The sequence below is a fragment of the Streptomyces sp. NPDC006134 genome, assembly GCF_040628835.1.
In the GTDB taxonomy this organism is placed as follows: domain Bacteria; phylum Actinomycetota; class Actinomycetes; order Streptomycetales; family Streptomycetaceae; genus Streptomyces.
Genome location: NZ_JBEXTV010000002.1, coordinates 243,728 through 251,202 on the forward strand (window position 1 = coordinate 243,728; position 7,475 = coordinate 251,202).

4 protein-coding genes are annotated in these 7,475 nt (G+C 73.7%); 1 reads left to right on the top strand and 3 read right to left on the bottom strand.

The window, feature by feature from the left end; all coding sequences use genetic code 11:
* Window positions 1-235 precede the first annotated feature (235 nt).
* Both ABZ340_RS02545 and ABZ340_RS02550 read right to left on the bottom strand, forming a co-directional pair.
* Window positions 236-3,196, bottom strand: a complete 2,961-nt coding sequence (locus tag ABZ340_RS02545) for a BTAD domain-containing putative transcriptional regulator (protein WP_358779886.1) — start codon at window positions 3,194-3,196, stop codon at window positions 236-238.
* A 164-nt stretch (window positions 3,197-3,360) separates the two neighbouring features.
* Entirely contained in the window at window positions 3,361-3,756 is a 396-nt protein-coding gene (locus tag ABZ340_RS02550; protein ID WP_358779887.1) for a nitroreductase/quinone reductase family protein, read from the bottom strand.
* A 284-nt stretch (window positions 3,757-4,040) separates the two neighbouring features.
* Between ABZ340_RS02550 and ABZ340_RS02555 the strand changes: the two genes are divergently transcribed.
* Window positions 4,041-5,585 carry an APC family permease gene (locus ABZ340_RS02555; protein ID WP_358779888.1) on the top strand — a complete coding sequence of 515 codons (1,545 nt, stop codon included), beginning with the start codon at window positions 4,041-4,043 and terminating at the stop codon, window positions 5,583-5,585.
* A 16-nt stretch (window positions 5,586-5,601) separates the two neighbouring features.
* On the opposite strand, the gene ABZ340_RS02560 is transcribed toward ABZ340_RS02555, so the two are convergent.
* Window positions 5,602-7,155, bottom strand: coding sequence for a CehA/McbA family metallohydrolase (locus tag ABZ340_RS02560; protein ID WP_358779889.1), 1,554 nt, complete (start codon window positions 7,153-7,155; stop codon window positions 5,602-5,604).
* Window positions 7,156-7,475: the final 320 nt, after the last annotated feature.

A 7,475-nucleotide genomic window follows, 5' to 3' on the forward strand; every position in this document is an offset into this window, starting at 1 on the left:
TGTGGTGTCGGTGCGTCGGAAGGACGGGGACCGCCCGGCAGCACCCCCGCGGCTGCCGGGTCGGACCCCCGTCGGGCCGGTACACCATAGAGGTCCGGCCGCCGGCCGATTCGCCTGCCCCCTGTTGCCCCCCCACGAGGCTCCCCCCGAGGCGACGACTCGACATGATTGAGGATGCCGGGAGGCGATAAACGAACGATGAACGCCCGCCGCCCAGGCGGACGGTGCCGCCGGGTCAGGCCACGGACGCCGGCGCCAGCAGGCTCCTGACCTCGTCGGTCTCCGGCGCGCCCAGGGCCTCGAAAATCTCCAGGGCCTCGCGCCAGCAGACGTGGGCCCGGTCGCGCTGGCCGATGCCGTTGAGGGCGCGTCCGAGGACGGTGAGGACGTTGCCGTGGCGCCAGTCCCCGCCGATGCCGCGCAGCAGCGCGAGCGCCGCCTCGGCGTTGGCCGCGGCCCCCGCCGGGCGCCCGGCGGCCAGGTCCAGCTCGGCGAGCCGGAACAGCGTCATGCCCTCCCACAGGCGCTGGCGGCTGCCCCGGAACACGCTCAGGGCCCGCTCCAGGCACTCCGTCGCCTCGGCCAGCCGCCCGCTCTGCGTGAGCGCGAGGCCCAGCGCGTACCGGCCGTTGGCCCCCTTCAGGGCGTGGTTCATGTCGTCGTACATCGCCGCGCCCTGCCGGGCCAGGGCGACCGCGCTCTCGGTGCGGCCGGTGGCCAGGTGGATGCGCGACAGGTTGCACAGCGCGCTGGCCTCGCCCGGACGGTCGCCCAGGGCGCGGAAGTCCTCGATGGCGCGGTTGAAGTGCGCCTCGCCCTCCTCGTGCCGGCTCTGGTAGAGCGCGACCACGCCGCTGATGTTGGCGGCCCAGCACCCGGTGAGCGGGTCGGCGGCGGTGCGGGCCAGCTCGGCGGCGCGCTCGGCCTCCCGCAGGGCCACGTCGAAGCGGCTGCCGGAGATGTGGTGGACGAAGGCCAGCGCCGTCAGGGCGCGCGCCTCCGCGCGCGGGTCCCCCGCCTCCCGCGCGGCGTCCCGCAGCAGCGTGGCGACCGCCTCGTACTCCTTGGAGTTGGCGCCCGACTCGGCCAGGTCGACGGCCGCCCACAGCATGTCGACGGCGCGCCGCAGGGTGCCGGGCCGGGCCGCCGCCTGCCGCGCGCAGGCCAGCAGCGAGACCGCCTCCGCGTACAGCCACTCCCGGGCCGCGTGCCGGTCCGCGAACGCCAGCCCCGGATGGTCGGTGCGCTCCAGGTGGTCCACCAGCCGGTCCCCGGGGCGCTCGATCAGGTAGACCCCGGCGACCGTGGAGAGGTGGAAGTCCACCAGCCGCGACAGCGCCGCCTCGCGCTCGCTCGGCGGCTGCTCGTCCCGTTCGGCGCACGCACGCGCGTAGAGCCGTACGAGGTCGTGGTAGCGGTAGCGGCCGGGCGCCGCCGATTCGAGCAGGGACATGTCGACCAGGGACTCCAGCAGGTCCTCGGTCTCCTCCGCCGGCAGGTCCAGGACGGCCGCCGCCGCGGCCAGCGAGATGTCGGGGCCGTCGGCCAGGCCCAGCAGCCGGAAGGCGCGCGCCTGGGCCGGTTCGAGCTGGCCGTAGCCGAGTTCGAAGGTGGCCTTGACGGCGAGGTCGCCGGCCTGGAGTTCGTCCAGGCGGCGGCGTTCGTCGGCGAGCTTGGCGGCGAGGACGGAGACCGTCCAGGTGCGGCGGGCCGCCAGGCGGGAGGCGGCGATGCGGATGGCCAGCGGCAGGAAGCCGCACGCCGCCACCACGTCCAGCGCGGCCTGGCGTTCGCTCGCCACCCGCTCCTCGCCCACGATCCTGGTGAAGAGGGCCAGCGCCTCGTCGGGGGACATCACGTCCAGGTCGACCAGGTGGGCCCCGGCCAGGCCGACCATGCGGACGCGGGAGGTGACGAGGGCGGCGCAGCCGTCGGTGCCGGGCAGCAGGGGGCGGACCTGGGCCGCGTCGCGGGCGTTGTCGAGCAGGACGAGGACGCGGCGGCCGTCGAGGACGGAGCGGTACAGGGCCGCCCGTTCCGCCAGGGAGTCGGGGATCGCCGAGTCCGCCGTGCCGAGCGCGCGCAGGAAGGACCCGAGCACCGTCTCCGGTTCCGCCGGCCTCGGGCCCGTGCCCTGGAGGTCGACGTACAGCTGCCCGTCGGGGAAGGTGGGCCGCGCCTGGTGGGCGACGTGGACGGCGAGGGTCGTCTTGCCGACGCCGCCGATGCCGGCCAGCGCGGACACCGCCATCACCCGGCCGTCGGCACGGGCGAGCACCTCGCTCAGTTCCCGTACGAAGCCCGCGCGTCCGGTGAAGTCCGGTACGGTCGCGGGGAGCTGGGCCGGGCGGACCGGCGCTGCGGCCGGTTCGGCGGCCGGTGCCGACGGCTCCGCCAGGCCAGGGTCCGCCCGGAGGATGCGCTGCTGGAGTTCCCGCAGCCCCGGGCGTGGGTCGACGCCGAGCTCGTCGGCGAGCAGCCGCCGGGTGTCGGCGTACACCGCGAGGGCCTCCGCCTGGCGTCCGCTGCGGTACAGCGCCAGCATCAGCAGCTCGCGGAACCGCTCCCGCAGCGGGTGCGCCGCCGTGAGCGCGGTCAGTTCCGAGACCGCCTCCGCGTGGCAGCCCTGCTCCAGGTCCATGTCCAGGCGGGATTCGAGGAGCTGGAGCCGCCACTCCTCCAGGCGGACCCGCTGGGCCTGGGCGTAGGGGCCCGGCACGCCCGCCAGCGGTTCCCCGTCCCACAGCTCCAGGGCCCGGCCCAGCAGCTCCCGGGCGCGGCACAGGTCGCCGGCGGTGCGGGCCTTCTCCGCCTCGGCGGCCAGGTCCTGGGCGGCGGCCAGGTCGAGGGCGCCCTCGACCAGCCCGCGTACGGCGTAGCCACCCGACTCGCTGACCAGGACGCCTGGGTCCAGCACCTTGCGCAGCCGCGACGCGTACGTCCGTACCGCCGCCAGCGCCTGTGACGGCGGGTCCTCGCCCCACAGGGCGTCGATCAGCTCCGCCGCGGTGGCCGTGCGGCCCTCGCGCAGCAGCAGGGCGGCGAGCAGGGCGCGCTGCTGGGGGGAACCGGTGGCGACCGGTTCGCCGCCGCGCCAGGCGCGCACCGGGCCGAGCACGCCGAAGCGCAGGGCTGCCCCCGGCTTCTCCGGGGAGCCGGGGCCTCGCTGCTCCGGTACGCGCGGTACACCGTCCATGCCGTCCCCCTAGACATCCTGAGCAACTACGTCAGTTTGCCTTGTTCATGGCGACTCCGTCAGCCGTGCGAGACCCCGGTCACAGGCGGGGCGGGGGGAGGGCACAAGGTCTGCACATCCTCTTCGCACGGACACGGACAAGCGGAGGGGGGAGTGGCCGGCCGTCAGCGGTCCAGGTCCACGCGGACCGTCATCAGGTGCGTGCCGAACGCCCTGACCGCCGCGCTGTTGAACCGGGGCAGGGTGCGCAGGCGGGCGACCGGGTCGTCGTCGGGGAGCGGGTGCGCGGTGCCGGTGTGCCAGCGGCCCCCGATCCGCACCCGCACCCGCGGGTCCGCGCGGATGTTGCGGACGTACTGCGACCGCTCGCCGAACTCCGACACCAGCCAGAAGGAGTCCCCGACGCGGCGTCCGCCCACCGGGGTCCTGCGGGGCAGGCCGGAGACGCGGCCGGTGGTCTCCAGCACCGTCTGGAAGGGGAGGCGGCGCAGCAGCGGGTTGGCGACCCGGCGCTGGAAGGTGGTGGCGGCGCGGAACCGGAGGTCGGCGAGGTCGGGCATGGCCCCCACGATCGCGGTCCGCGCGCGCCTCCGGAACGGCTCCCGGCGCTGTGTGGCGCAGCTCACACGGGAAAAATGGAATCGGGCATTCCGGGCGGCGCTGCGATTCCCGCATTCCTCGTGGAGGTCGCACGGCCTTGCAAGTGTGAACCGTCGGATAATTCTGGCCGTATGATCCATGGAGGTTTCTCGGATCGACTTGCGAATCCCAGGTATCCCAAGGGTTTCCGTCTTCTGACTTCTCACCCCTTCCATGGAAATCGCACAATTTACCGTCCTGTGCCATGACACAGGCGGTAACGCGGCCCCCGGTCGGCGACGAGGCCGACGGCGTACGGGGCAAAGGGCTCGGCGGGAACTCCGTCGGCCTCCTCGGCAGCGCGGTGATCGGCGTCTCCACGGTCGCCCCGGTGTACTGCCTCACCTCCACCCTCGGCTCCACCGCCGGCGAGGTCGGCGTCCAGCTCCCGGCGATCTTCCTGGTCGGGTTCCTGCCGATGCTGCTGGTCGCCTTCGCCTACCGGGAGCTGAACAAGGCGGTGCCGGACTGCGGCACCTCCTTCACCTGGACGGTGAAGGCCTTCGGGCCGAGCGTCGGCTGGATGTGCGGCTGGGGCCTGGTGATCGCCACGGTGATCGTCCTGTCCAACCTCGCCGGTGTCGCCACCTCCTACTTCTGGCTGCTGGCCGGTGAGCTCACCGGCAGCGACGCGGTCGCGGACCTGGACGGCAACAAGGCCGTCCACATCGTGACCTGCCTGGCGCTGATCGCCGGCGCCACGGCGGTCAGCTACCGGGGCATGACGGCGACGAAGGGCGTGCAGTACGCGCTGGTGGCACTCCAGCTCGTGGTGCTCGCCCTTTTCGTCGTCTTCGCCTTCGGCAAGGCCGGCTCCGGGTCCTTCCCGGGCCACCTGGACTTCTCCTGGTCCTGGCTGAACCCCTTCGAGGTCGGCTCGTTCGCCACCTTCAGCGCCGGCCTCTCCCTGTCGATCTTCATGTACTGGGGCTGGGACGCCTGCCTGACCGCCAACGAGGAGACCGTCGGCAGCGAGAAGACCCCGGGCCGCGCCGCCCTGATCTCCATGGTCGTGCTGGTCGGCTCCTACCTGGTCACCGCCGTCGCCGCCCAGATGGCCGTCGGCTCGGGCACCGAGGGCCTGGGCCTGGCCAACCCCGAGACCTCCGACAACGTCTTCGCCGCCCTCGCCGGCCCCGTCATGGGCGACGGCCTCGGCATCCTGCTCTTCGTCGCCGTGCTCGCCTCGGCCGCCGCCAGCCTCCAGACGACGTTCATCCCGGTGGCCCGCACGGTCCTCGCCATGGCCGCGTACGAGGCGCTGCCCGCCTCCTACGCCCGCGTGCACGAGAAGTTCCGCACGCCGGGCCGCGCGACCGTCACCGCCGGTGTCGCCACGGCCGTCTTCTACACGGTCATGACCCTCGTCAGCGAGCACGTCCTCGTCGACACGATCTACGCGCTCGGCCTGATGATCTGCTTCTACTACGCGCTGACGGCCTTCGCCTGCGCCTGGTTCTTCCGGGGCGAGCTGACCCGCTCCGCGCGCGACGCGTTCTTCAAGGGCGTCCTGCCGCTGCTCGGCGGCGTGAGCCTGACCGCCGTCTTCTGCAAGACGCTGTACGACATGTGGAACCCCGAGTACGGCAGCGGCTCCTCCGTCTTCGGCGTCGGCTCCGTCTTCGTCATCGGCGTCGGGCTGCTGCTGCTCGGCCTGGTGATCATGCTGGTGATGCGGCGCCGCAGCCCGGCCTTCTTCCGCGGCGAGGTCCTCACGACCAGCACGCCCGCGCTGGTCGTGGAGGACTGAGACCCGCGGGACTTTCCTACCGGCGGCCCAGGAAGATCGGGTTGGTGAACGCCGCCAGCGCCCCCGGCACCGGGCCCGCCGCCGCCTCGTGCCGCAGCTCGGCCCGGACGTAGGCCGCGTACGAGGCGGTGGTCCGCCACTCGACGGTGCCGGAGCCGGAGACCGGCAGCGGGGCGCTGGTGTGCAGGACGCCCTGGTCGGTGACGAGGCGGACGGTGCAGCGGGGCGCCCCGGCCACCTCCAGCCGGACGGTGACCGGGGCGTCGCGCTCCACCCGCAGCCGCCCGCCGATCCCGGCGTGCTCGCCCCGCGGGCCCGACGCCGTGAAGGACAGCGACACCTTCGCCGACTCGGCGACGTAGGACCGCCCGGCCCGGATGCCCTCCTGGATCGCCTCCCGGCTCAGGTCGTCGGCGAGGACGACGGTCTGCGGCAGCCCCACCACGTCCGGGTCGCGGTGGGCGTCGCTGCTGCCCATCGCCGGGATCCAGCCGTCCCGGCCGCCTTGCACCGACGCCACGAGCATGCCGTCCCAGTCGGCCAGCGCCACCTCGTCGTCGGGCGTGTACGGCCCGTTCCACACCTCCACCGCGTCCGCCTCGCCGAAGCCGAACTTCCAGGTGCAGCCGATGCAGGTGGCGTGCGGGTGGGCCGGGACCACCAGGCCCCCGGCCCGCCGGATCTGCCGGGCGAACCGGCCGAAGCGGTTGTCGCGGGCCCGGTAGCGCCAGTCGACGAAGGTGCCCGGATCGGTGCCGAGGGCCACCACGTGCCCGTTGCGGGTCGTCACCTCCTCGCCCAGCATCACCAGCAGGTCGTCCCCGGCCACGTCGGCCCAGTGGGCGTGCGCGGAGTGGGTGTTGTGCTCGGAGGAGTTGATGAAGTCCAGCCCCGCCGCCCGCGCGAGCGCCGCGATCTCGGCCGGGGTGCGGCGGCCGTCGGAGTACCACGAGTGCAGGTGGCAGTCGCCCCGGTACCAGGCCCGTCCCCGGCCCTTCGCGCGGGACGGCGGGTACACGGGGGTGCGGGCCTCACCGGGCTCCCCGTACGTCAGCGTGACCGTGAGCTCGTACGACAGCCCCTGCGGGGCCACCGTGTACGGCCCGAGCACGATGTGCCAGGTGCCCGGCCGCACCGGTCCGGGGAGGTAGCCGGGGGTCGCGTCGTCGGCGCGGACGAAGAACTCCGTGCGCGCCCCGCCCGACCAGCCCCGGAAACCCCGGCCGCCCAGCTCGGTGCCGCGCTCGTCGAACAGGCCGATGTCGAGCGCGTTGCCCGGCGTGCCGGCCGGCACGGACGGCCGGTCGTAGGTGTAGGCGACCTTGATCTCCCGTACCCCCGAGGGGACTTCCACGGGCACGTACACGAAGTCCGGCGACCCCGGGGGCAGGGTGCCGCGCACCGTCTTCGTCTCGCTCGTCCCGCTCGCCTTGCTCGTCCCGCTCGTTCCTTCCGTCTCCCGGTCCCGGCCCTCGGCCGACGCGAAGTTCACGGTTCCCAACGTAAGCGCGGCGGCGGCGCCCGTCACGAACACGGCGCGTCTGCCGATCCCGGTGTGGTCCTCGCACATGCTGCTGCTCCCGAGGTGTCGTGGCGACCTGGCATGGGTGGTGCAGGGCTGGCATGAGTGGTGCAGGGGTGGCGCGGGTGGTGCAGGGGTGTGCGCGCAACCCTGGTATTGAGCCGTGAACAGCCGGGCAAGGGAAGGGGTCCGGCAGTTGACCGGGATCGGGAGGGAGCGGGGCACCGGGAGGGAGCGGGGCACCGAGAGGGGGCGGGGCACCGGAAGGGAGCGGGGGGGTGCCTCTATGTCCTTCGTCAAGCGAGTCGAGGGCTTCTCGGTTCGTAGAAGGTTCCGTCGCGGAGCATGGCGAACAGGACGCTGATGCG